This is a genomic window from Legionella londiniensis, from assembly GCF_001467825.1.
In the GTDB taxonomy this organism is placed as follows: domain Bacteria; phylum Pseudomonadota; class Gammaproteobacteria; order Legionellales; family Legionellaceae; genus Legionella_A; species Legionella_A londiniensis.
This window is the reverse complement of the sequence record NZ_LNYK01000030.1, coordinates 426-26,373: the sequence shown is the minus strand read 5'-3', so window position 1 is coordinate 26,373 and position 25,948 is coordinate 426. Positions and strand designations below refer to the sequence as shown.

Genomic DNA, 25,948 nt, shown 5'->3' with positions numbered 1-25,948 from the left:
TTTATGTTTCCATTGCCTCTAATATTTTTAGTTCTTGTTTTATTGGATGTACAAAGGGGTGTTGAATCATAGTCTGGCGAGGTACTTCCGTTGCCCCACTAGCAAGATCTTTCATGGATTTTGAGTTGTACCAAATCAGTTGTTCTGCTTTAACAGGAGCATGTCCTGTGCGCATAATCAACACTTGCTTTTCAGGCATTCTCATCACTTCATCCGGTCGCAATAAGGGTACAGCTTGGAGGTGTGTGCTTTTTGATTGGGTGTAGCCTTGTGTTTGGATGCTTTCTGATGATCCTGTAACTCGTACCGTTTTAGTACCTAACAACTTGCTTACATATTCGGCATCATTAAGATCCTCAGTTGCAAATGCAATTTTGGTTTTAATGTTAGTAAAGGCTTTGGCTTCATCATGTGAATATTGCTCATAAGTTTGTGCAATATATTGCATAATTAGGACACAGCGAACACGGTATTCACGCAATAATTTGAGAGAGCGGCGCAAGCGTTCAATTCGTCCCAGAGATGAAAACTCATCAATCATGCACAATAAGGGATAAGGTTCATCTACTGGATTGGGTACATGCTTAATCATCACAGAGATAAGTTGCTGCCAGAATAAAGTTAATAATGGGGAGAGCCGTTCCATGTCATCATCGGTAAATCCGACATAAACGGTTATTTTTTCGCGCCGTAACTGGGTTAAATCAAAATCAGAAGTACTTGTTGCTGCATCGATCATTGGATCATCGAATAATTCAAAATACCCTGAAAAAGTTTCAAGAATGGAGCTTCTTGTTTTTTCATGGTTGTTAAGGTAAGAATATCCGTTGCGGTAAAACTCTGGATCAAGATGCGTTGTTTCTTGAAGTAACGATGCGAGCCATTCATCGAATCCCGCTTGCTTTACTAGGCGGTTAATCTCACCTAATGTGGTTGGTCGATCCGGTGTATCTAACAAATAGAGTACTGCAATTTTAAATAACTTGCGGGATGCTTGTTGCCATATGGGATCTGATTTTTTACTGTCTGGAATAAGAATATGCGCTATACGCTGAATATCGGTCAGGCGTTGCACTTTGTCTTCTGTTATTAATGAAAGTGGATTATAGCAATGCGTTTTTCTATCCATGCTGGCAGGTGCCCAGCAGTAGCAGCGATGACCTAATACAGATTCACGAAAGCCCGATGTAGTTTGGAACATGGTCAACTTTACATCATTACATACTACTGAGTAAGGATAATTAAATAGATTAGGAATTCCGATACTACGTGTTTTTCCGCTACCTGTTGGTGCAAAAACCAACACATGCTCAAAGCCATTAGAGTAAAGCGGTGCACCATATTTTTTACCGATTAGAATACTTTGTGCCTCTTGTTTAAAGAAACCTGCTTGTTGCGTTTCAAAGCCATTTGAAAAGTGCGCTTTGCCTAAAGTATTGCGAGAGGGCTTGAGTCGTTCAAATAAAGCAATTAAAAATCCGGTAATCACAATAAGTAGAGCAATACATTCTGTTTGAAGAAATTGATACCAGAGTGGGGAGCTTTGATGACGTTGCCAAAATAAAGAAATTAATCCCTCGATGCCAATGATCCTATCTAAGTAAAGCCACGAAAACACCCAATACCCTAACAGAAAAATAACAGTCATGCTGCCCAACACAGATAGAGATACACCAGATAGAAAACGAACAAATCCTGTTTTTAATAATCCGAAAAGGCTTAAAAGTAACCAGAAATTTAGTGTGAATGCTGATATTGTTTCAATCCAAAAGCCATTTGCAATAAAATCAATTAATAATTTTGGAGTTACCCATTCTGGACATCCTATAAAAACAGTAGTGAGCAAACTGGTTAGTATGAGCAATAAGGTTATTAAAATAAGAGGAGAGGCATATTTAACAAGCATTTTTATAATATACCTCTGTTAATCTACGCCCTTCGCTGGTTTTTGTCAGTTGTACAATCACATCAACAACTTCGTGCAAGATTTTATAGATGTCTTCCTCGCTCATCCCTACAATGGGGTTAAGTTTATAAAGTTGTGCCATGCGCATAAATGCTATTTTGGGATTGTTGGCATGAATAGTGGCAAGTGCTCCGCTATGTCCTGTTGAACAAGCCGATACAAAATCAAAAATTTCTCGTCCTCTTATTTCTCCCATGATGATGCGATCGGGTCTTAACCTTAGTGATGCCTGCACCAAATCTTGCATACTGATATGATGCGCCGTATCTCCTGCTTGTTTTAATGCTTTTAAGCGCACAAGATTGGGATGTGGAATATTGATTTCAAAAGTATCTTCAAGGGTAATTAATCGTTCATGCAAGGGGATATGTTGAATGCAGCTATTTAAAAAAGTGGTTTTCCCAGAAGATGTACTGCCTGAAATAATGATGTTTTTCTTAAATCTAATTGCTTGTGATATAAATTCCGGCCAGTTTTCCGTTTTATAAAAACTATTTAATAGATCTTCATTCGCTTCATTGCAAGCCACGCCAGATTCTAAATCAACCCTTCGTGCTTTGGTAAAAAATCCTTCGCAGGCATAGTCTTCAAACGTAATATTTTTTAACGTAAATTTACGGATGGATAAAGTTTCATAGAGGGCAGCTGCTGGAACCACTAACTGCACACGAGATCCATCAAAGAGATTACCCGACAAAATAGGGGAATCTATTGATAAGCATTGTTTATTTTCATTGGCGATTAAAGTAAATAAACGCCGCAAATATTGAGTGGTTAGTACAGGAATATCAAAGCGCAGCATGGTTCCATCTCGCTCAACAAATATCTCTTGAGGCTTATTGATTAAGATTTCGGATACTTGTGCGTCATCCAAAAAATCTTGCAATGGAGCAAGTAACCCCATGCTTCCTGCTGCATAGCATGCGTTTGTCGTTTCCATTAGCGATGCCCTGCCACACGATAGAAATCCAGATCATGCGCTACAAAAACATTGATGGAAGCTCCCTGATTTACTTGTAATGTCGGTTTTGTTTGCAGGTCTTGTTGTAGCGTTTGATTTGCCGCTTGTTGGAAACTTCCCGCAATATTCATACGGTACTGTGACATGGAGTTATACTCGTCTTGCCCTTTAACTCCACCCATTGCGGTATAGGCACCAAGTACTGAAAGTAAAGCACCGCTACCAAAACGCTCAAAGAAATGGCGATCAATATAATCTGCGGCAAGGCCAGCACGTCCAATAGAATCACTACTTGGGCTATTTAAAGTTACAATAATGCCATTCGTCATTTGTAGCCGATTCCAGACCACAAAGACTCTGCTTTGTCCTTGGGTGATGGCCGTATTAAATTGCCCAACCAAGGTTGAACCTTTAGGTATAAGTAATTTATCACCTGATAAAGCGTAAATATCTCTGGTGGTTACAGCGCGTACCATACCCGCAAGTTCGGAATTAATAGCTGTTTCCAGTGTTGCCGGAATCATTTCCCCAGCAGGAACAGTCATACTTGGATGGGGTAAGCGTTTTGCAGAAACCGAGGTAATATCATTTTGCTGATTCAAAAAATCGGAATTGGAATCATGTCCGATTAGTGTTTTATCGTTCTGTTGATTAGCCGTGTTTGATTTGATTTGTGAGTCACCTGAATTAACGCTAAAGAAAGTGGATGGTGCATTCATTCTTGCTAACGTCTCTTTCGTTAAGGCATCTGTTTGTTGTGATGCTCTTAATACCGGTGGATGCGTTGGATCTCCTCCTTGATAACCAGTAGACAGTTTTTTATTTCTCATTTCTGCAATTAATGCCATGTTTTGACTTAATTGCATCGAAGTATTTTCTTTATTGATTTCTTCGGCAATTTGATTGATTTTGCGCTTTGGTATCAGCCCACTAAAGCCAATTCCTAAACAAACAAGAATAACGCCAATAAGGAGCATTTTATCTTTGAGTTTGGTGTATTTAGGATTTTTCGCGACTTGTGTTCGGCTGCCAACAGATTCATTTATGTTGTTCTCTCTTTTCATTATGGTCTCCTGTTTGCAGCAATACGATTTATTTCTTGCGCATTAAAAACGGATGTTGCGAGCCTGCCTTGCCGTAATGTGAATTGAGGTGCAATACGTTGAACAATGAGGTATTTGCCTTCTCGTCTGGTGTTAACGGTTGATTCTTTACCGCTTTGGTCTTCAACGGCAAAAACAGCAGGAACAGCTCCATTAGGACTCAGTTCAAAATAGGTAAACTTGCCGTCATCAAATACATGTCTGGGTACTAATTGTGGGCTGCCACTAAAACGATAGGCTGTGTTTAATACCTTTGGATAGTTAAGGACATTGCTTTTTGTGGCAGATTGTTTATGAGCCTGTTTTACCGTTGGATTAGTTGGTTGATAAACGAATTTTACGGCATATGTTTGCCTGAAAGGGGCGCGTTCCAGTTTTTTATTAGAAGTTAAATGAAAATAATAGGTATGCTGATTGGTGATTACGGTTAAGTTAGTGTTGGAATCCAAAATAGTGGGTTTTACAAATAAAGTATTCGATAGCTCAGGATGATAAGTTACCATCCACGCGGTGCTATCACCGCCCTCTATATCCAACACCGACTCTTTTTCCCCAAACTGGATGTGGGTCGTAGTAAAAGTAACTCCTTGAATAGGAACCACGTTATTCTCTTGATAGACCACATGCTTAATCCGGGAGTCTGTAGAAAAAGAAACAGGATTATTTTGTGCCTGTAAGTTGGCAGAAATCATTAATGCTGTTGTGACAGTAAGTAATCTTCTTTTCATACGTGTTGCTCCACAATGCGGGGTTGTTTGCTGTAGCGGGTGACTTCAAACCCATCCCAATTTTTCCAACGAGTTTCAGGGGAGGATGATGGACTGGTATAACGCCATGAGATCATCGCGTTAAAATGTTTGGTAGTACATTTTCCAGTTGATTTATCGGTATCAATCAGACTAAATACCACCTCTGCTAGTGCATGATGATCTTTGTGAATATCGCGCTCATTAGCTAATAATGAATCCAGGAAATTAATACTATAGATGTGAACTTCTCGTTTACTATGGTTTGCCAAAACCCTCAGTGGTGATGCTGCATTGGATGCCTCGTGCTCTGTTAAATATTCTTTGTTGACTGCATTGTTCGAAAGAAGATTAACCAACTCAAATTGTGCTCGATAGCTTGATATGTCGTAGGCTTCCCGCAATTCGATATAACGTACAATATCACTTTCTACTTGCGAGCGATTGATTGGTGTTTGTTCATTGCTAACAGGTTCTATTGTTGTCACCCCATTATCATAATGATGTACTAACAGAGGTACCAACGTTTGATAATGGGCTAACATACCGATTACGATTAAGGCGATGATATTAAGCCCCATAGCAGATAAAAAAGCAGCCTGATAACGATTTCTGGATTGTTCCAGTCGACCGAATTGGTCATCTGCCCAGCTTCTCGCTCGCTTAAAATAGTGGTTTAAATCCTTATTCATGATGCCCCTCTTCGTAGGTTTTTCTGTACTTGTTTCCATAAGTTTTGGCTGGCAGCTCCCACTCTTTTTCCTCTTTCCAACAAGCCAGAGCTACCGTTTAGTCCTTGACGCAAACTATTTGCAGGTTTTTGCAACATGGTTTTTGAAAATCCCCATGCGCCAATGCTACCGCCGATAAATCCGCTGACCATTGCTGCCCCTCCTGATGTACACAGTGATCCGCCAATGTTTTTTCCGATTGCAACTGCCTGAGTAATGCCCATGACGCAAAGACAGGCCACAATAAAAATAGGTACCCAAATGGCTGCGGTGAGTTGTTCTGTATTGCCTGATAAGCTATTCGTTACCCAATGCAGCAAGTGAATACAAAGGCCAACCACGCTGGAGACAAAAATCAACACAAAGGCAAATCCACATAAAACACCGAGCCAACGCTCAAAAAAGGATTTAGTTTGATCAAACAGGGTAAAGATAATGAATAAAGGAGCTGTACACAGGGTTACTGCGAGCATGAGTTTGGCAATTACAATCTCTATAAAGGCAAGGCCAATTGTGATTGATCCTGATAAAAACACCATCATGCCTGCAAAGTAAGGGGTTAGCTTTCTTAAAGAGCCTGCATCAAATAAGGTAGTACCCAGTTTCAAAATATCATTTAATACATTTTGTAGCCCCTGATTGATTGAGCCACCGGTAGATTGTTTATGCACGGCTTGCATGAGAGTGGATGCAATGGATTCGCTGCCAACAATGAATAGATCACGGACGTGTGAAGAAAACCAATCCCAGTTCATCGCGGCCATATAAATCAAACCTGCTCTGATACTGAATTTGAGTAACTCATGCTGAGGTCGCTCGATAATGCCGCGAGTAATGCTAAAGCCCATGAGTACGATGTAAAGTACAATCATTGATCCAAGAGGTGCGCGAAGATGTGATGACAAAGCACTGTACCCATCAAATACAAAGTGGTTTGTTAATCGATCTACCTCTGTTGCGAGGTGAACAATAAAATTATCGAATTGCAATCCGCTCATGGTTAGCTCACGGGGAAGTAATGAGGCCATGTGGTAGCAGCAATCTCTGCGTACTCATCGCCCAGTTGTTCAAATGTGGCTTTGTCGGTCAAATCAGCTAAAGTAATGTTTTTAAACAAGGGATAATGGTTTTCTTTAGCAAATCGCACTATTCCGTTAAGCAGATCAGGACAATGAATCTCAGCACTCTTTTTTCCTTCCATGCATTCTAAATAGCCGTAACCATAAGCCCCTTGCGCAATTGCAAAGTGCAAACGCTTCTCAACATTTGCTGAAGCGTTCATTAAAAATATTGCTGAGGCTTTGGCTGGTTGTGTTTTCAGTGGGTTTTCATGATGACAAGCAACCAACAATAATGTGGTAATTAGCAGAGATGTTATGCCAAATTTATTCATTCCTTTGCTCCTTTATTGGTTCATCATTAATGGGGTACTGTGGGCAAAATTTGCCAAAGTTATGACAAGGAGCTTCCAAATCAGGTGGCTTGGAGCATCCGCTTAAGACACCGACAGTGAAGATCACAAGTAGCCATTTGTGTGCCATATAACTGCTCCTTTAGTGATTAGGTAAGCGATTAAACTGTACCATTTCTGCCCTGTCTTGCAGTTCAGATAAACTTTCTTGAGCAATTTGCTGGCTCATCAAAGCTTGTAACCGCAAGCTCATTAATTGGATAAACCCAAGTTCGGTAATGAGCCTTGAATTTAAATCAATCGCCCCTTTGGTATTGGCTGTTTTCTCAATTTGTTGTGAGAGCTTATGAAGGGCTGCAATATGTTGATTGATTTCGTTATAGCTCTGAGTTGTTTGCACCTGTACGGCTCGATTTACCGCTTTATCTTCTTTGAACCGAGCGGCTTTTTCGGATGTGGTGTAACGTGCATAGTTGCTTTCACTTAGGCTTGGGTGATTTTTTTCATAGGCATCAATCAATGCTTGATAACGCTCAGGATTACCACCTGATAAATTGTGTAGCGCATCTTGCCAAGTGCTGACGGGAGATTGCCAACTTTGTAGTGCATCCAAACCGTTATTAAGATCGCCAAAGCCATAATGGCCGCTGTTCATGGATTTGAGATGGTTAAGATTATCGACTTGGCTTTTGGTGGCTTGGTAGGTATCGTTAAGTACACGATATTGGGTTTGCAATTCATTCAATTGCTTGAGAGCAATGGCAATCATTTGCGCATCTTCAACGCCCAATAGATCTGCGTGAGCTATTGGCTGGACACTTAACGCAAGAATAAGCAATATTAGCTTCTTCATTGTTTGCTCCTTTTGAAAAATAGCGGCAGCCACTTATCAGGTTGATTTCCTACCTCATCAATGAGTTCATCCAATAATTTTGTAGAGCGAGTATTTCCAGATAGCACACGGATGTAATCACTTAAGCCGCTTAAATCGAGCTTGCACAGCATGGCTTCGTTATCTTGCTTATAAAGAAAGATTCTCGATTCTGGCGTATTTTCTTGAATCGCCTGATACTGGGATCCAGTCAGTTTTAATTGATCGATGTAGGTTTCTCGATCGGCTAATGGGTTGGGGAAAACAATCATGGTAGCCAAGTTGTCTAGCACAATATGTTTTATGGGTGAATCGACAATGGTTTTAGGGGATTGGGTATCAAAAATAAAATGACCATTTTTCTTACGAATAGTTGGCAACCACTCTTTAAGGCATTTTTCCCAAAAGGGCGAGGCAAACAATTGCCACGCTTCTGCCAAAATAAACGAAGTAAGTCGCCCATCTAAACATTGACGCATCCGGTGCAATAAATACAAATAAACGGGTGTGGAAATTAGCGGAGGTGTTTGATCCATAAGGAAAGTGACATCAAAGCCAACCTTATCGAAGTTAAGATTGAGCACATCGTTTTGATTATCAAAAACCCAATGGAATTCGCCATCTATTCGCTCGTCACTTTGCTTAAGCCATTTACGTAAATGTGGCCATCTGGGAAAATCTATAGGTAAAAACTGACTGAGATGGCTTAATGTTCTGTACTCAGGAGCTAATTGCTCAAAGGCATAATCAATACAATCGTTAATAGTTTCAGCTATATCACTAGGTATGATGTATTCGCCCTCAGACATCACCAATGTTCCAAACCAAGACTTCAAAAAAGCACGATTTTCTGCGGAATCAGGCAATTGCAAAGGATTCATAGAGACTGGGCTGGCAGGTTCGATCTTTGTATATGCGCTATTGCCACAAGCAAGAATATAAATCTTGGATGATTCATCTCGATCGATATAAAAGCTTCGACCGCCAAAGCGCATCATTTGCGCATCTAAAAAATTAACCAACGTGGTTTTACCTGCATTGTTGCCTCCAAAAACGGCTGTATGTCCTTTTGAAGGATTAGTTTTTGAGCCTTTTGCATGGTAATTAAAATAGACAGGTGTTTTTGATGGCGTTTCTAATAAGGTTACAGCACTACCTAGAAAATTGGCGTTGTTAAATCCTTGGCTTGTATTATGAAGTGGGCAAAAGTCAGCGAAATTTTCTGAGGTAATTAAGGAGGCTCTGGCGATAAACCGCTGATTACAGGGTAATTGGCTCCAAAAGGCAGGTTCTAAACCCAGTGTTTCTCGGACTACAACAATTCCAACATTGGCATAGCGTTTGGTTGCTTCTAATATGGCAGCATTGAGCTGCTCTTTAGTTTGGGCAAGTAGCATAATAGTATGTTGATGTGCACCCAACAGGAGTGTTTCACTGGCAATCCCATCTTCGAGGGAAGTTAAAGCATTAGTCTGGCTTATGGCTTTATCTTCGGCACTTAGCAAAGTTGTGCGTTTTTGGGCAATACGATGGAGTGCTGCATCTCTTGGCATGGGAGCAAAGGTATGCGTTGCAATAAATTCGCAATCAAGCGATAAAAAATTATCTAGTAAAATGCTGACTGTATGGGTTGGGTATTTTTTTAAAGAAAGCATGGCACCAAAATAGCAATCATGTTCGCTGTTACCCTGGAATTGGATGTATTCACCAAAAAAAAGTTGATACCGACTTAGATACTGTCCTAAATGGCCATTAGGATACTTATCTTCTATCTGAAATGTCTTTGGAATAGTATATGTAATTGCTGGATTATAAGCAGGAGGTTTATAGGGCAATGCTCGTCCTGCATTAACCATTAAACCCAGAAATTGGGTTAATTCGCTAAAACCAAGTGTTTCGTCACGTTCGCCTAATAGAGATGCTTGAAACGTAGCAAGGTTTGCTTTTAATTGGGCAATAGCTTGTGTCAGCGTTTTAATGTTTGATTCTCGTTGCATCGCTGCTAGTTCAGCGTGATTTTTACCTGAAATGCGTTGTGCCCACTGAATTAAAGAACCTGTTTTGTTCCAGTCATCACCTTTTAAAACTACAGTGATATAGAGATGGTTGACATATAAACTTTGATCTTTAAATCGCTGTTGATAATGTTTATTCAGATCATTGGCAAAACTTGATTTAAAAGTACCTGTTAATTCAGAGGTTGATTTCTTTCTATGGGTTGTTACATAAACAATAAAACGCGAATCCAATCCCAATAGAGCTTGATGAAATAAAAATTTCTCGTGGTTGAGGGTTGCTGGATCTTCAATTTCAAAAGGTACTCCTTGAACGCGTAGCACGCTACCTACAAAACCTGATTGTGATTCAAAAATACTCGGTGTATTCAAGTGAGTAATTGGAAATAAATCTGATATTTTTGCTTCTTGATAAACCCGTTTGAGTGCCTTAGAAAGGTTCATAAGCGCGTGCCCTCCAGAGTTTTGCATTGTGAACCTGTGGAAGTGCGTAGCGTTTGGCACAAATCGTAAAAAAATGCGCGTCATAGCGACAGACAACCCATCCAAATAAATGAATTGGTATAAAAATCAGTCCATAAAGTGGCGATATTCCAATGAATGCACACATCGAGATAATCAAATTGAGCATGTGGTATTCAAAGGTAACGCCCATAGTCATTGCAGGTCTTGTTAATGCATTAAATAGTGGGCTGATTTCCAGTTCATCCATTGAAATCTCCTTATCCAATAAGGGTTGAATACAAGGAGGAACCACCAAAGATAATTCCCATGCCGACCAAAATCATGACGAAATATTCTTTGGGGAATTTTTGCAGTGCCAAACACAGATAACCTGCAATGATGATGCAAAACACTCCTACGGTGCGGGCTAATCCTCCCTGTAAGTAGGTAATTGTTCGGTTGATTATGCTTTCAATGCTCTGGGCGTGTGATAGTGAAGGCATCAGAAAACAAACTGCTAGCCAATAAAGATTTTGAACCCATTGACGTAGTTTCTTTTGTTGTTTCATAGTGCCACCTTGAGTTTTGAAGCCTCAGCCTTTTCTTGTTGCAATTTTTTTAAATAAATTTCCTCGCGGTCTACATCAATATGCTTTGGTGCCTGAATACCAATGCTGATTACATCATCATTGACTTTAAGTACTTTCATTTGAATCAAGCCCTTACCGATTAAGATTTGCTGCCCAATTTTTCTTGTTAAAACCAACATAACGTTCTCCTGTCTTATCTGCCTAAAAACTCTTTGCATCGCTGCAAGCAAGACTCGACAAGCTCTTTGTTTGCAGGTACGTAGCCTTCTTTCACTACATGAAACGTGGTTTGTTTCTTAATTTGCCTACAACACTGCATCAGTTGCGGTAAAGTAGGCGGTAACTCGTAAAAATCACGGCAATTAAGAATGGCTTTTGTAAGTACGCTATCAGCAAACTCACTCAATGCTTCTTGCCATTCTTTCTTTGCAAACTTCAAAAACACCTCATCCTTAAATTGGCTACGCCACACATGCCCATAAAACGCTGCAAATTTTGAAAACAGCAAATCAATACGCCTTTCTGCTTTACGAATATCGCTGGAACTGGATGACATTGTTTCTTGGTACATCGCTTTCGGTTTCACAGGGTGGGCAGAACAGATCGGTTGTGGTATTCCGTTTTCCAGTATTTTTTGTATGCTTTGCATGCTGCTTCTCCTGTAATGCATCCGTAGAGTGTTCATCCTCCCAGCATCGTTGGGTTAACCAATTCGCTGGATATTTCCAAGGTGGTACCCATGCACCACTCAATTTCATGGTTTCAATATGGTTAATTTGGTTTTGTAAGGCTTGTATTAGTTGCCGAAATAAAGCGATGTCAGGGTTTAGTTGCTCGAATGCTGCCTGTGCTTTGTGTTTTGATTTTTTTTCTGGATACAGTGACCAAAATTGTTCGAATTGCGATAATAAATAAATATAATTATCTTCTTTTAGAGGTATGGCGGCTTTTGGTAATTCTGCTATGTCGGTTTTCGGTTCTTTACTCCCTGAAAACCCAGATTCTACAAGGCTTTCCCCATGTGGGTTTATGGTGGCTTTGTGTGGCGGGTTTATGGCGGCTTTATTTTGGACAGAAAAAGTCCTTGTGGCTAATGGGCATTTTAAAATCAATTGCATGCCTTCGGATTGCACTTCAATCATTCCTGCACGCACTAGCCCTGATACCGCACGACGTACTTGATCACGCGAAAAACTTTGGCTTTTTATGCCTTGATGCGGCTCAATATACAGTTGTTCAGCGATTGACTGATGACTGATGCGCCTTTTGATTCCCGCTAATCCGGTTTTAACGTCCATATACGGTCGTATTCCTCTTAGATAAGTTAATTGTTGAATATGGGGTAAGCCATACATTGCCTCTAACTCATCACCATTAATCACAAAATCCATCATAGGTAATGTCCCTGTTAATCCTCGTTTTTATTTTCATAATGTGATAACTTAATAAAAATAAAATATCATTATTCACGTATTGTGAATTTAAAAGCTAATTTATATCACATTAGGTGGTATTTCAATAGTTGGCTCTCATTTTTTTAGGGGTACCCTTGACTGAGTTGAATATCAAAAAGGAAATTGGCAAACGTATTTATGAATCACGAAAGCTAAAGGGCTTGACGTTAAAGGCTCTTGGAGAACTTGCTGGTGGTTTGAAACAAACACGCCTAACCAATTGGGAGCAGGGTGTGCGTAGTCCTGGACCAGAAGAAATAAAACAATTGGCGCAAGCGTTGGATGTGTCTCCTGCTTACTTGATGTGTTTGTCAGATGAAAAGCAATTTAAAGAAGCAAAAAATCCTAGCCAATTAATTCCGCTTTTGGATTATCGGCAGGCTTGCGAAGCCAAATTGCATATTAGTTTAGCCCGTGAAAAAGAGATATCTAATGATATGGTTTATATTTCTGTGAGTACTGTATTGTTACCAAACTTAAGCACCGATGCATTTGCACTCAAAATAGCAGATGACAGTATGATGCCAGAAATTAGAGTCAATGATGTATTGATAATTGATCTCTCTATTTCGCCAAAACCCGGTGATTTTGTAGTTGTTAAAATTAGTAGTAAACCAGAAGCGATTATTTGTCAGTACAAAAAATTGTCTTATACATCATCAGATTTTGAGCTTTTAACTCTAAATGATAATTGGCCAAATATTAGAGTGGATGATGGAATTGAAGTAGAAATTCTAGCAACTGTAATACAGAACATTAGAGGTTATATCCAATAACAATTTAAATAAAAATGAGCTTCTAGCTTTTAGTAGAAATGAAGCCATAATAAATGGACTAATACACTCATGTTAATCAAAAATGAAAATAGAATACCTTTAAATCAAATTCAACATGCAGATTCAATCTATCTTTCAGAGATACAAGAACTCGATCATGAATTATTTAGATCTTTTGGAGACTCAATTTTAGTTGATAATAATCTCACTAGAAAACTGGTAAGTTTTCAAGCTAGCAAATCAAGATCATATTACAGGTGGTATAAGTTTAAAGAAGCTTTCTCTGCTGATTTGGTTGAGTATATTTTCAATAAATATCATTTTGACTCTGGACGCATTCTTGATCCATTTGCTGGCTCTGGAACTACCTTATTTGCTAGCGCGGATATGGGGTATAAATCTACTGGCATAGAATTGTTGCCAGTTGGTCAGCATTTAATAAAAGCAAATTTATACTCAAGAATAGGAAACACAAAAAATTTAATTTCTGAATTAGAATCTTTTTTATCTGAAAAAAGTTGGTGTCGTGAAGGTGAGAGATCTACCTTTAATGTCCTTAGAATCACTCAAGGGGCATATCCTGAGGAAACATGTAAAAAAATTCAACGTTATCTGTCAGATATCCGAAAGAATGCTAATGAAAGCCAACAAATATTATATTTCGCATTGCTATGTATTCTTGAGTCGGTAAGTTATACGAGAAAAGATGGGCAGTATTTGCGGTGGGATTATAGATCTGGCCGTAGTAATGGTAAAAGCACTTTTGATAAGGGAAAAATTCTTGATTTTGATAGTGCCATTACTGGAAAATTATCAGAAATAATCAAAGACTTATATGATAAAAATATAGATGAGAATCTCTTATTTAAAGTTGATATAAATGCCGATGATAGCGAAATTGAACTCTTATCGGGTTCTTGTTTGAACATTCTTCCTAAATTATCAGAAAACGCATACTCAGGAATAATGACCTCTCCTCCATATTGTAATAGATATGATTATACAAGGACTTATGCACTTGAGCATGCAATGCTAGGTATAGATGAAGGAGAGTTGATTAATTTACGTCAATCTATGCTAAGTTGCACTGTCGAAAATAAAAAGAAAGAATTATTGAAAATCAATGATGCATGGAGCAAAGCTTTATCAATATGTGATAATACTCCATTATTACAAAAGATTTTAACTTTTCTTGAGTATAAGAAGGATAAAAAAGAATTAAATAATGCAGGCATTTCGCGTATGGTTAGAGGATATTTTTATGAAATGGCGTGTGTTATTCAAGAGTCTTATAGAGTTTTATCGAAGAATTCTTATATGGTCATGGTCAACGATAATGTAAGATACGCAGGAGTCTCAATATCAGTTGATTTACTACTGTCGAGTATAGCAAGAGACATGGGCTTCTCGGTAGAAAATATTCTAGTTTTACCTAAGGGTAAGGGTAATAGTTCTCAGCAAATGGGTTCTCATGGTAGGGATGCATTAAGAAAATGTGTTTATGTTTGGAGAAAAGTTAAATAAATGCCGTTCACTAATCATCTTAACAACTTTGAGAGTTTAATCACTCCTTATTCTGAAATTAGAGCTGGATTTATTGCTATGGCTCTTGAAAAAAATAAGAGAGCAACGCCGTTCATAGAAGAAGCGAAAGCTTTAAAGGTTATTGCTTCTCAAGCCCGGTTTCCAAAGCAACTTATAGATTTTGAGAATATCCAAGAATCATTACTAACTGCCTCAGGAATTTCAGATAAAGCGAGAAATCATCTAACCCCAGATGATAAAAAGCTAGCAATTTTGGGGCTGATAGAAAATTTTCTTGATCCTGCCGGAACTAGTTTTGTTGATGAATTGGTGTATCGATTTTTACTTACCAGAGGAGACTCCCTAGGCGGGGCCATGAGAAATCTTGCTGGTACTCTTGGTGAGTGGAAATTTACAAGAATTCTTTTATCTACACTGTCAATTTATCATAAAGAATTTCATTATCTTGATCTGAAAACTAGACAATGGATAAAATCTTCGAATCAACCTGAATTGGAACGCTCAATTAAAGGAGTATTTTGGGAAACAGATGGTAATCCTAGAACACTCATTTATAACATCAACGTACCTATTGTTAAAAAAAACGTTGACCTATGTTTGTTGAATTCCTCTTATCAAGATGTAAGTTTTCACAAGAATAAAGTGTCTTCTCATCAACAAGCTTTAACCTATATCGCATTAGGCGAAATTAAGGGGGGTATCGATCCTGCTGGTGCAGATGAACATTGGAAAACAGCCAATTCTGCACTTAATAGAATAAGGAATAGTTTTTCGCTTAGTAGTTGCAATCCCAAAACATTTTTTATTGGGGCTGCAATTGAAAAAGCAATGGCTCAGGAAATATTCCATCAATTAAATGAAGGAATTATTTCAAATGCTGCAAATCTGACAAATGAACAGCAAATGGTTTCTATTTGTAGTTGGTTGGTTGAGTTATAGAGGGTTTATTGCGGGTTTATTCACTGACAATAAATGACGATCAATGACAACGAAGTAGGTGGTTTCTTACCCGCGTCATGTCCTTATTGTATATGAGCTTTCGTGGTCTTTCATGGTTTTTGATAATCTGAGTCAAAGCATAGGGAAGCGGGTTCGATTCCCGCCGCCTCCACCAATTATCAAAACCATTCCTGACCACCAAAGACCATCATAAACCCTTGTAGAACAACGAGTTAAATCCACTTTTCTGGTTGATAGGGTTGTCTTTTGTGGTTTTCTGTTGGCTCAAAAATCACCCAAAATATGCCCAAAATTTTTGAAAAAGTACCCAATATCTGCCCAAAAAAACTAGGGCAAGATAATTTAAAAAAACACTAAAGGACATTACAAAATGAATGACAATTATGGTCAGGTAATGAATTACCTGTGATGAATGATCTGGCTAAAATTCTATCGTTAAAGAACTTATTAACTAAAAACAATATCAATCCATCAGAAAATTTTGAAAATATTTATAGTCAAATCACTGATGATGGTTTAAAAAAAGAAATAGAGAGTAGGATAATAGATTATTTCTCAAAGCTTTCATTACCAGAACATGTAACTATTTACGATCAATTGTTATTATCACTTCGAGAAAAAGACGCCATTTCACATTCAACTGGGATCTATTTTTATTTGACGCATATAAAAGAAATAGTGATATTGTTTCATTGCCTCAGATATTTTTCTTGCATGGTAATGTAAGAATAGGCGCTTGTGAAGCATGCGATAAATGGGGAGAAAAAAATACGTATTGTCCTGAGTGTGATATTAGATTCAAAGATGTACCTCTTCTTTATCCAATTAAAAATAAGAGTTACTTTCAGTCGAGTAAATATACTGCCTTAAGTTGGAAAAAAGCGGAGAGTTGGTTCTCTGAGGCATTTACTATAACCATATTTGGATATAGTGCTCCAACCTCAGATATCGAGGCCGTTAGTCTTTTGAATAAAGTGCGGCTTCACATTTCAGAACGCCAATTTGAACATGTTGAAGTAATTGATATTCTTATGTCGAGCTGAGGTTTTTATTAACAACTGCCCCAATAGAGCCAAGTTCACTGCTAAAAAACATGAGCCAAATTTATTTTTAGTTATTTTTATAAGTCCTATTTTTGAAATTCCAAAGTATCAAGACTATATTTATTTTAACGAATCATACAGCTACAAGGATGTAGTAAATGGAATCTTCTCAGATTTTATCCCCTATAGGCATAGATTTGGGCGGCAAATTTACAGGGGTTTGCTTATCCCACCTCGAAGCTTTCGCAGAACTCCCAAACCATGCAAATACAAAATACTCTGTCATCCTGATAGACCATAACAACTTTCAATTATCCCAGGCACAAAGAAGGGCAACAAGGCATAGGGTCAGAAATAAAAAGAGGAATCAATTTGTGAAACGGGTTGCCCTGCAATTATTCCAACACATTCTTTCACGAGATCTAAATGCAAAGGAAGAGACAGCACTCTGTCACTACCTTAATAACCGAGGATACACTTATGTAGCTACAGATTTGGATGAATATATAAAAGACGAGACTACGATTAATTTATTAAAGGAATTACTGCCCTCAGAGTCAGAACATAATTTCATTGATTGGTTTCTGCAAAAGATGCAATCCAGTGAGTTTAGGAAAATATTGGTATCTAAAGTAGAAGAAAAAAAAGATGATAAAGAATTAAAAAATGCTGTAAAAAACATCAAAAATTTCATTACTGGCTTTGAAAAAAACAGTGTTGAAGGCCATAGACACCGGAAAGTGTATTTTGAAAACATCAAATCAGACATCACAAAAGATAACCAACTTGATAGCATAAAAAAGAAAATCCCTTCTGTTTGTCTCTCTAACCTGCTTGGACACCTAAGTAACTTGCAGTGGAAAAACCTGCACCGCTATCTGGCAAAAAACCCCAAACAATTCGATGAACAAACTTTTGGTAATGAATTTCTTAGAATGCTTAAAAACTTCAGACATCTTAAAGGAAGCCAAGAATCTTTAGCCATTCGCAACCTAATACAACAACTTGAGCAATCCCAAGACTATATATCCATTCTTGAAAAGACACCACCTGAAATTACTATTCCCCCCTATGAGGCCCGAACAAACACAGGTATGGAAAAAGACCAAAGTCTATTACTTAACCCTGAAAAACTTAATAACCTTTATCCAAACTGGCGCAATTTAATACCAGGAATCATTGATGCCCACCCTTTCCTTGAAAAGGACTTAGAACATACCAAATTGCGTGATAGAAAACGCATAATTAGCCCGTCTAAACAAGATGAGAAACGAGACTCTTACATTTTACAGCGATATTTAGACCTCAATAAAAAAATCGATAAATTTAAAATTAAAAAGCAACTCTCGTTTCTTGGCCAGGGGAAAAAACTACCAGCCAATTTAATAGAAACACAGAAGGAAATGGAAACTCATTTCAATTCTTCATTAGTGAGTGTTCTTATCCAAATAGCCAGTGCGTATAACAAAGAGAGAGAAGATGCTGCCCAAGGGATTTGGTTTGATAATGCATTCCGTCTTTGTGAGCTATCGAATATTAATCCACCACGCAAACAAAAAATACTACCACTTCTTGTTGGAGCGATACTCAGCGAAGATTTCATCAACAACAAAGATAAGTGGGCTAAATTCAAGAATTTTTGGAACACCCATAAAATCGGACGCACTTCATTAAAAAGCAAATGTAAGGAAATCGAAGAAGCACGTAAAAACTCAGGTAACGCATTTAAAATTGATTATGAAGAAGCCCTAAACCATCCTGAACATAGCAACAATAAAGCTCTCATCAAGATAATTCAAACAATACCAGATATCATTCAGGCCATACAAAGCCATCTTGGACATAATGACTCGCAGGCCTTGATATATCACAACCCATTTAGTCTTTCGCAGTTGTATACAATCCTTGAAACCAAGCGGGATGGTTTTCATAAAAATTGTGTAGCGGTTACTTGTGAGAACTATTGGAGATCTCAAAAAACAGAAATTGACCCCGAGATTTCATATGCTTCAAGGTTGCCTGCCGACAGCGTAAGGCCTTTTGATGGTGTACTGGCCAGGATGATGCAACGCCTGGCTTATGAAATTGCAATGGCCAAATGGGAACAAATAAAACACATTCCCGATAACTCGAGCCTTTTAATTCCGATCTACCTTGAACAAAACCGTTTTGAATTTGAAGAGTCATTCAAAAAAATCAAAGGGGGCAGCAGTGATAAGACTCTTGAACAAGCCATCGAAAAGCAAAACATCCAGTGGGAAGAGAAATTTCAACGCATTATAAATGCCTCCATGAATATTTGTCCATATAAGGGCACATCAATAGGCGGGCAAGGAGAAATTGACCATATTTATCCGCGCTCGCTTTCAAAAAAACATTTTGGAGTAATTTTTAATAGCGAAGCCAATCTCATTTACTGTTCTTCCCAAGGAAATCGAGAGAAAAAAGAGGAACATTATCTTCTTGAACATCTAAGCCCGCTTTATTTAAAGCACCAATTTGGCACTGATAATGTTAGCGACATCAAAAATTTTATTTCTCAAAACGTTGCCAACATTAAAAAATATATTAGTTTTCATTTGCTTACGCCTGAACAGCAAAAAGCGGCCAGGCATGCCCTCTTTCTAGATTATGACGATGAAGCATTCAAAACGATCACTAAGTTTTTAATGTCCCAACAAAAAGCGCGTGTCAATGGAACCCAAAAATTTTTAGGAAAACAAATCATAGAGTTTCTTAGCACCTTGGCGGATTCCAAACAGCTCCAATTGGAATTTTCCATTAAACAAATCACTGCCGAAGAAGTACACGATCATCGTGAGTTATTGTCCAAACAAGAACCAAAATTAGTCAAAAATCGGCAACAATCGTTCCCAAGCCATGCGATAGATGCAACATTGACAATGAGCATAGGTCTTAAAGAGTTCCCGCAATTTAGTCAGGAACTTGATAATTCCTGGTTCATCAACCACCTAATGCCTGATGAGGTACATTTAAATCCCGTTCGATCCAAAGAAAAATACAACAAACCCAACATCAGCAGCACACCGCTGTTTAAGGATTCTCTTTATGCCGAACGATTCATCCCTGTTTGGGTTAAAGGCGAAACATTTGCTATTGGTTTCTCAGAAAAAGATTTGTTTGAAATAAAGCCATCCAATAAGGAAAAATTGTTTACCCTTCTTAAAACCTATTCCACTAAAAATCCTGGCGAATCGTTACAGGAATTACAGGCAAAATCCAAAGCCAAGTGGTTGTATTTCCCTATAAACAAAACTCTTGCTCTTGAATTCTTACATCATTATTTCCATAAAGAAATAGTCACACCAGATGACACAATCGTTTGCCATTTCATAAATAGCCTACGTTACTACACTAAAAAGGAATCCATTACTGTGAAGATATTAAAAGAGCCTATGCCTGTTCTGAGCGTAAAATTCGAATCTTCCAAGAAAAATGTTTTAGGTTCTTTTAAACATACAATTGCTTTGCCAGCTACCAAAGATTGGGAGAGACTCTTTAATCATCCAAACTTTCTTGCACTAAAAGCCAACCCTGCCCCAAACCCAAAAGAGTTTAACGAATTTATCAGGAAGTATTTTCTTTCTGGCAATAACCCAAATTCGGACATTTCAAACAATGGAAACAACATTAAGCCACAAAAGCACAAAGCCGTTCGAAAAGTATTCTCACTGCCAGTAATACCTGGTAATGCAGGCACCATGATGCGTATAAGGCGCAAAGATAATAAAGGACAACCCTTATACCAACTGCAGACCATTGATGATACCCCTAGTATGGGAATTCAAATTAACGAAGACAGACTAGTTAAACAAGAAGTACTTATGGATGCTTATAAAACCAGAAATTTATCAACAATTGACGGAATTAATAACTCCGAGGGACAAGCGTATGCTACTTTCGATAATTGGCTAACTCTGCCTGTTACAACCTTCAAACCAGAAATTATAAAACTCGAAATGAAGCCCCACTCCAAAACCAGGCGCTATATACGAATTACCCAATCTTTAGCTGATTTTATTAAAACCATTGACGAGGCTTTAATGATTAAACCCTCCGATTCAATTGATGATCCCTTAAACATGCCCAATGAAATTGTTTGTAAAAACAAATTATTCGGTAATGAATTAAAACCACGTGATGGGAAAATGAAAATTGTATCAACTGGAAAAATTGTGACTTATGAGTTTGAATCCGATTCCACACCCCAATGGATACAGACACTCTATGTCACTCAACTGAAAAAACAACCATGAAACACCTCACGCTCTCTGAACAAGGCAGCTTTTGTAAGTTGCAAGGCGAAAGAATCCTTGTCTTTAATAAAGATCAAATGGTTTTTGAAGGAACGCTCAACCGTTTAAAAACCATAAGCATCGTCAAGCAAGGCGTCACTTTGACCTCAAATCTTCTTGTTGCCTGCGCAATGAGAGGAATACAAATTTTCATTCTGGATTATTCGGGTAAAGCAGTTTGTAGCCTTCAGGGTGGACTCCATCGCACAGCCAAAGTACGGGAAAGCCAGTTCAAATACATATACACCAAAGAAGCATCCAACATGGCTGCTCGATTCATTTTAGCAAAAATTAAAAACCAGTCCGCCGTTCTGAAATACTTTGCAAAAGCTAAAAACCGGCCTGAAAATGAGAAAATAATTCTTCATGCAGCATCCCAGAAAATGGCAGGTATTGTTGCCAAAATTACAGAGACAAATTGGATAAAACTTCAGGATTGGCGGTTCACGCTACTCGGATTTGAAGGAAGTGCTGCCAGAATATATTGGGAAACAGTTAAAGAGGTCAATTTGGTGCGCAGTGATTTCGAAGGGAGGCGCCCAAGGGTAAACAAAGACATTACAAATTCCATGTTAAATTATGCCTACTCGATTTTGTCCAGTTGGGTATGGCAGGCCATAACTAACGCTGGATTAGAGCTATATGCTGGAATTTTACATACCTCCAAACCAGGGAAACCATCGTTAGTACTCGATCTCATGGAAGAATTTCGACCCTGGTGCGCCGATAGAATTATTTTTAAACTCCGCGCCCGTGCCCAAAAACAGAATGAACTAACCCCCGCTTTGAAAAAAACGCTAATTGGTGAGATGGCAAATTTATACGCAAAGCCACTGCCATACCACAAACGAAGAATATCCCTTGAAAGCATCATTCAAAGACAAGTCTATCACCTATCAGCTGTATTCTCAGGCGAGGGAAAGTATAAAGGCTACTTATTTAAATGGTAATGAAAAATGCAAATAAGATTATACAAGGAATACATAGTTTCCTACGACATCAGGGACAACAGCATCCGACGTACAATTTACGAAAGGCTTAAAGACATTGGCTTAACCCCCGTTCAAAAATCAGTATTTTGGGGATATTTAAACGAACCTGAAAAAAGATATTTAACGAACGTTCTAAAAAAAGAACTTGCCAAACAAGATACCGCTTTTATTACACCTTGCAAGCTGGCTCAAGATTACGAAGTAAACCTCATTAATCTTGAACTGGATGAACTTAGGAAACCGGATGGACACATCATCGTATAAACTGCCTGTAAATATGATAAGACAGTACTGCTTTTGTCCCCGCATTGTTTACTACCATATGGTGGTTGGCCTGAAAGTAGCCTACCCTGGCTGGGTGCAATACGGTGAGGAATATCAACACAAGCAACAGGTATTAGACAAAAGAAGAACCCTTTCAAAATTCAAGCCAATTTCAGAACAAGCTGTACTCAGACAAAATACTATGCTTGAACACCCATCTTACCCATTTTATGGGATTTGTGATGGAATCATTGAAGATGAGCTGGAAATTATCCCTATTGAATTAAAATCTTTTGCATCAAAAATTAGTTTAGGTCAAAAGATGCAACTGACCGCCTATGGAATGCTTTCCGAACTGATTTTTGAAAAACCATGTACCAGAGGCTATATTATTACTGGTGAAAAGGCCAAAGCCAAATTAATAAAAATTGACGAAAAATCAAAGCTCAAAGTGCTTGAAATTTGTGCTAAAATAAAGAAAATTTTTGGCACAGAAACATTACCATACAGCACTGCTAATGGACTTCAATGCATTCAGTGTGAGTTTCTAAATCACTGTAACGATAGATTTTGAAATCGTTATATGCTCGCTATTAAGACGAGCATAGAAAAACGATTCAATCTTTAATTTTGTTGATTTCAGGGTATCGAAATTTAGATGATTTCTAATTTAATTATTGCCTTCTTTTTCGAAAAATCAAGCCTAAATAATGCAATTTGCTATTTTTCGAAGAAAACCACTTTTAATTCCTCGTGTTTCTTTAAAATAAACAAAGAGTTAAAATTGCTCCAATAATCCCTCATCTAAAAATCCAACCACTGAAACCCATACAAGCTCGCCACGACGTTCTATATATAATAGTCCAATAATCCCTCATCTAAAAATCCAACCACTGAAACTCTTAGCTCTATTACCAAACAGAGCTTTCATAGAACCAATAATCCCTCATCTAAAAATCCAACCACTGAAACTAGTAAACCATACAAACATGTATTCGGAATATTTTAAGCTCCAATAATCCCTCATCTAAAAATCCAACCACTGAAACTTCATCATTCCTCGGAACATTGCGACTAACTCGTCCCAATAATCCCTCATCTAAAAATCCAACCACTGAAACTTCCAGTGCGAATACGTGCCTAAAACCTTTTTTAACCAATAATCCCTCATCTAAAAATCCAACCACTGAAACCCGGTAAGCAACAAAGCGAGCGCGCTTAACTGCTGTCCAATAATCCCTCATCTAAAAATCCAACCACTGAAACTATAATACTTAATCCACATAGTAAACTTATTATTGCCCAATAATCCCTCATCTAAAAATCCAACCACTGAAACTCTGAAGCACAAGCTTTAGAAAGAGAGTTAGGGCCAATAATCCCTCATCTAAAAATCCAACCACTGAAACCATTTCATCATCTGTTTTACTCATCAATTACTCCTAACCAATAATCCCTCATCTAAAAATCCAACCACTGAAACAGGACAAACTCCATTATGAAACTCCATAGCCATAATCCAATAATCCCTCATCTAAAAATCCAACCACTGAAACAAATATTGCATTGTCGGTACAATCATTAATATACCACCAATAATCCCTCATCTAAAAATCCAACCACTGAAACTAATAAACACTCTTCTTAGCTTTAGGAACATTAACCCAATAATCCCTCATCTAAAAATCCAACCACTGAAACGAAATATACTACATTTGTCTGGAGCTTGGTTATGACCAATAATCCCTCATCTAAAAATCCAACCACTGAAACTAGAAAACATACTTGTTACTCCTTGACTTGGCATAGCCCAATAATCCCTCATCTAAAAATCCAACCACTGAAACTCTAACTTGGTGTCAATATATCCCAACTCAAACCTCCAATAATCCCTCATCTAAAAATCCAACCACTGAAACTTTTGCCTTTGCACCCATCGCACCTTTTCATAAACCAATAATCCCTCATCTAAAAATCCAACCACTGAAACTTCGTTAGAGTTGCTGACCAGGCTGGAACACCGGACCAATAATCCCTCATCTAAAAATCCAACCACTGAAACACATTTTTAAGAATGGTAGAGGCCATCCCACCATACCAATAATCCCTCATCTAAAAATCCAACCACTGAAACACCAAAAAACTATTGATATGTTAAACACATTGAACCAATAATCCCTCATCTAAAAATCCAACCACTGAAACCTATTCTACTACTGAACTACCCTGCAATAACTATTGCCCAATAATCCCTCATCTAAAAATCCAACCACTGAAACTGCAGTTTTTCAATTCGTCGTTTCAACGAGCTTAGCCAATAATCCCTCATCTAAAAATCCAACCACTGAAACATTGACCGCACAAGTATTTACTCGCCAACCATACCAATAATCCCTCATCTAAAAATCCAACCACTGAAACGGTGGAAACCCTGTAGTGGTGGAACATTTAGAGAACCAATAATCCCTCATCTAAAAATCCAACCACTGAAACTAAAAAACATGCTCACACTATTAAAAAGAATGGCACCAATAATCCCTCATCTAAAAATCCAACCACTGAAACATGCTCTTGAAAAGTATTATAAAGGCTTACCTATACCAATAATCCCTCATCTAAAAATCCAACCACTGAAACCTATTCTTACTCTCTCCATAACCTGTTCCCCTGTTACCAATAATCCCTCATCTAAAAATCCAACCACTGAAACTTATTAAACCAGTTTTGCAAGCCTTGACTATTAGGCCAATAATCCCTCATCTAAAAATCCAACCACTGAAACCAGGTTTAGACATAGCCACACCTATAAGACCGTTAGTCCAATAATCCCTCATCTAAAAATCCAACCACTGAAACTGTCTGTATTGTTCATGTTATATGCTCCTATTTAACCCAATAATCCCTCATCTAAAAATCCAACCACTGAAACTAATAACCCGTGTACCAATATCTATCTTGAAGACCAATAATCCCTCATCTAAAAATCCAACCACTGAAACTATTGATGACATTAGATAGACTTCTATCAATTGTGTCCAATAATCCCTCATCTAAAAATCCAACCACTGAAACACAATTTAAGAGCAGCTAGAAATCTTATCTAACACCCAATAATCCCTCATCTAAAAATCCAACCACTGAAACATCAGCCAGCGGTTGCGCATCTGCAATGGGTATGGACCAATAATCCCTCATCTAAAAATCCAACCACTGAAACCCATTATTTGCGCCGGCCTGGATGGCAAGGTGTTCCAATAATCCCTCATCTAAAAATCCAACCACTGAAACTATATGGAATATGCTCCACTATCTTCTCAAGAGAAGACCAATAATCCCTCATCTAAAAATCCAACCACTGAAACTGGGAACTGCTCATCCATAAATTCTATTACAGGCCAATAATCCCTCATCTAAAAATCCAACCACTGAAACTAAATGGGGTCGGTAGCAGCAGCCTGTACAACAGCCAATAATCCCTCATCTAAAAATCCAACCACTGAAACGATATGTCTTGGTTGTTTTCGTCTCCTGGTTCTGTCCAATAATCCCTCATCTAAAAATCCAACCACTGAAACTAGTATGTGGAAAAAAGGGCTAAAGACGAACTATAAAGTCCAATAATCCCTCATCTAAAAATCCAACCACTGAAACACAACATACTTCTCAGTACCCCCGCCAAAAGTAACACCAATAATCCCTCATCTAAAAATCCAACCACTGAAACTTAATATCCAAGACAGGCACTCCAATTTTTTCTGTG

The 25,948-nt window shown here is 38.1% G+C and carries 23 protein-coding genes and 1 CRISPR repeat array; of the genes, 8 read left to right on the top strand and 15 right to left on the bottom strand.

Annotated features, from left to right (window positions below):
- Position 1: 1 nt before the first annotated feature.
- From Llon_RS09020 to Llon_RS08955, 15 genes are read right to left on the bottom strand one after another with little or no spacing between them, the layout of a single operon-like run.
- Positions 2 to 1,906: a type IV secretory system conjugative DNA transfer family protein gene (locus tag Llon_RS09020; RefSeq protein WP_058529739.1), complete on the bottom strand. Its 1,905-nt coding sequence runs from the start codon at positions 1,904 to 1,906 to the stop codon at positions 2 to 4.
- A complete protein-coding gene (gene virB11, locus Llon_RS09015) occupies positions 1,896 to 2,906 on the bottom strand; it encodes a P-type DNA transfer ATPase VirB11 (protein WP_058529738.1) in 1,011 nt (336 codons plus the stop codon). Before virB11 ends, Llon_RS09020 begins: the two co-directional genes overlap by 11 nt.
- Positions 2,906 to 3,991 carry a TraB/TrbI/VirB10 family type IV secretion system protein gene (locus Llon_RS09010; RefSeq protein WP_058529737.1) on the bottom strand — a complete coding sequence of 362 codons (1,086 nt, stop codon included), beginning with the start codon at positions 3,989 to 3,991 and terminating at the stop codon, positions 2,906 to 2,908. Before Llon_RS09010 ends, virB11 begins: the two co-directional genes overlap by 1 nt.
- A complete protein-coding gene (gene virB9, locus Llon_RS09005) occupies positions 3,991 to 4,758 on the bottom strand; it encodes a P-type conjugative transfer protein VirB9 (RefSeq protein WP_058529736.1) in 768 nt (255 codons plus the stop codon). The genes Llon_RS09010 and virB9 overlap by 1 nt, the downstream gene beginning before the upstream one ends.
- Positions 4,755 to 5,468, bottom strand: a complete 714-nt coding sequence (locus tag Llon_RS09000) for a VirB8 family type IV secretion system protein (protein ID WP_058529735.1) — start codon at positions 5,466 to 5,468, stop codon at positions 4,755 to 4,757. The genes virB9 and Llon_RS09000 overlap by 4 nt, the downstream gene beginning before the upstream one ends.
- The gene (locus tag Llon_RS08995) at positions 5,465 to 6,505 is read right to left on the bottom strand and encodes a TrbL/VirB6 family protein (RefSeq protein ID WP_058529734.1); all 1,041 of its coding nucleotides are present in this window, start codon (positions 6,503 to 6,505) and stop codon (positions 5,465 to 5,467) included. Before Llon_RS08995 ends, Llon_RS09000 begins: the two co-directional genes overlap by 4 nt.
- 2 nt (positions 6,506 to 6,507) lie before the next feature.
- On the bottom strand, positions 6,508 to 6,900 hold the full coding sequence (locus Llon_RS08990) for a hypothetical protein (protein WP_058529733.1): 393 nt from the start codon (positions 6,898 to 6,900) through the stop codon (positions 6,508 to 6,510).
- Entirely contained in the window at positions 6,893 to 7,048 is a 156-nt protein-coding gene (lvhB7, locus tag Llon_RS11835) for a T4SS-associated protein LvhB7 (protein WP_272946912.1), read from the bottom strand. The genes Llon_RS08990 and lvhB7 overlap by 8 nt, the downstream gene beginning before the upstream one ends.
- A 12-nt stretch (positions 7,049 to 7,060) precedes the next feature.
- The gene (locus Llon_RS08985; protein ID WP_058529732.1) at positions 7,061 to 7,771 is read right to left on the bottom strand and encodes a type IV secretion system protein; all 711 of its coding nucleotides are present in this window, start codon (positions 7,769 to 7,771) and stop codon (positions 7,061 to 7,063) included.
- Entirely contained in the window at positions 7,768 to 10,248 is a 2,481-nt protein-coding gene (locus tag Llon_RS08980; protein WP_058529731.1) for a VirB4 family type IV secretion/conjugal transfer ATPase, read from the bottom strand. The genes Llon_RS08985 and Llon_RS08980 overlap by 4 nt, the downstream gene beginning before the upstream one ends.
- On the bottom strand, positions 10,235 to 10,516 hold the full coding sequence (locus Llon_RS08975; protein ID WP_058529730.1) for a VirB3 family type IV secretion system protein: 282 nt from the start codon (positions 10,514 to 10,516) through the stop codon (positions 10,235 to 10,237). Before Llon_RS08975 ends, Llon_RS08980 begins: the two co-directional genes overlap by 14 nt.
- Before the next feature lie 10 nt (positions 10,517 to 10,526).
- Entirely contained in the window at positions 10,527 to 10,817 is a 291-nt protein-coding gene (locus tag Llon_RS08970; protein ID WP_058529729.1) for a TrbC/VirB2 family protein, read from the bottom strand.
- Positions 10,814 to 11,017 (bottom strand): carbon storage regulator, encoded by a 204-nt coding sequence (locus Llon_RS08965; protein WP_058529728.1) that lies wholly within the window; start codon positions 11,015 to 11,017, stop codon positions 10,814 to 10,816. The genes Llon_RS08970 and Llon_RS08965 overlap by 4 nt, the downstream gene beginning before the upstream one ends.
- A 14-nt stretch (positions 11,018 to 11,031) precedes the next feature.
- Positions 11,032 to 11,394, bottom strand: coding sequence for a hypothetical protein (locus Llon_RS08960; RefSeq protein WP_058529727.1), 363 nt, complete (start codon positions 11,392 to 11,394; stop codon positions 11,032 to 11,034).
- Entirely contained in the window at positions 11,366 to 12,232 is an 867-nt protein-coding gene (locus Llon_RS08955; RefSeq protein ID WP_058529726.1) for a hypothetical protein, read from the bottom strand. The genes Llon_RS08960 and Llon_RS08955 overlap by 29 nt, the downstream gene beginning before the upstream one ends.
- Before the next feature lie 155 nt (positions 12,233 to 12,387).
- On the opposite strand from Llon_RS08955, the gene Llon_RS08950 reads away from it, so the two are divergent.
- The 8 genes from Llon_RS08950 to cas4 all read left to right on the top strand — a co-directional run bounded on the left by Llon_RS08950 (position 12,388) and on the right by cas4 (position 22,762).
- Complete coding sequence (locus Llon_RS08950) at positions 12,388 to 13,068, top strand: LexA family protein (protein ID WP_115336902.1); 681 nt, start codon at positions 12,388 to 12,390, stop codon at positions 13,066 to 13,068.
- Between the two features lie 69 nt (positions 13,069 to 13,137).
- Complete coding sequence (locus Llon_RS08945) at positions 13,138 to 14,592, top strand: DNA methyltransferase (RefSeq protein WP_083503310.1); 1,455 nt, start codon at positions 13,138 to 13,140, stop codon at positions 14,590 to 14,592.
- Positions 14,593 to 15,552, top strand: coding sequence for an AvaI/BsoBI family type II restriction endonuclease (locus tag Llon_RS08940; RefSeq protein ID WP_058529725.1), 960 nt, complete (start codon positions 14,593 to 14,595; stop codon positions 15,550 to 15,552).
- Between the two features lie 429 nt (positions 15,553 to 15,981).
- On the top strand, positions 15,982 to 16,299 hold the full coding sequence (locus Llon_RS08935; RefSeq protein WP_058529724.1) for a nuclear hormone receptor family protein: 318 nt from the start codon (positions 15,982 to 15,984) through the stop codon (positions 16,297 to 16,299).
- Positions 16,300 to 16,774: 475 nt separating this feature from the next.
- Complete coding sequence (gene cas9, locus Llon_RS08925) at positions 16,775 to 20,893, top strand: type II-B CRISPR-associated RNA-guided endonuclease Cas9/Csx12 (RefSeq protein WP_058529722.1); 4,119 nt, start codon at positions 16,775 to 16,777, stop codon at positions 20,891 to 20,893.
- Positions 20,890 to 21,882 (top strand): CRISPR-associated endonuclease Cas1, encoded by a 993-nt coding sequence (gene cas1 / locus Llon_RS08920; RefSeq protein WP_058529721.1) that lies wholly within the window; start codon positions 20,890 to 20,892, stop codon positions 21,880 to 21,882. The genes cas9 and cas1 overlap by 4 nt, the downstream gene beginning before the upstream one ends.
- Positions 21,883 to 21,888: 6 nt before the next feature.
- The gene (gene cas2, locus Llon_RS08915) at positions 21,889 to 22,188 is read left to right on the top strand and encodes a CRISPR-associated endonuclease Cas2 (protein ID WP_058529720.1); all 300 of its coding nucleotides are present in this window, start codon (positions 21,889 to 21,891) and stop codon (positions 22,186 to 22,188) included.
- A complete protein-coding gene (gene cas4 / locus Llon_RS08910; protein WP_058529719.1) occupies positions 22,169 to 22,762 on the top strand; it encodes a CRISPR-associated protein Cas4 in 594 nt (197 codons plus the stop codon). Before cas2 ends, cas4 begins: the two co-directional genes overlap by 20 nt.
- A 215-nt stretch (positions 22,763 to 22,977) precedes the next feature.
- A CRISPR array of direct repeats spans positions 22,978 to 25,912; the repeat unit is 37 nt; unit sequence CCAATAATCCCTCATCTAAAAATCCAACCACTGAAAC.
- Between the last annotated feature and the right edge of the window lie 36 nt (positions 25,913 to 25,948).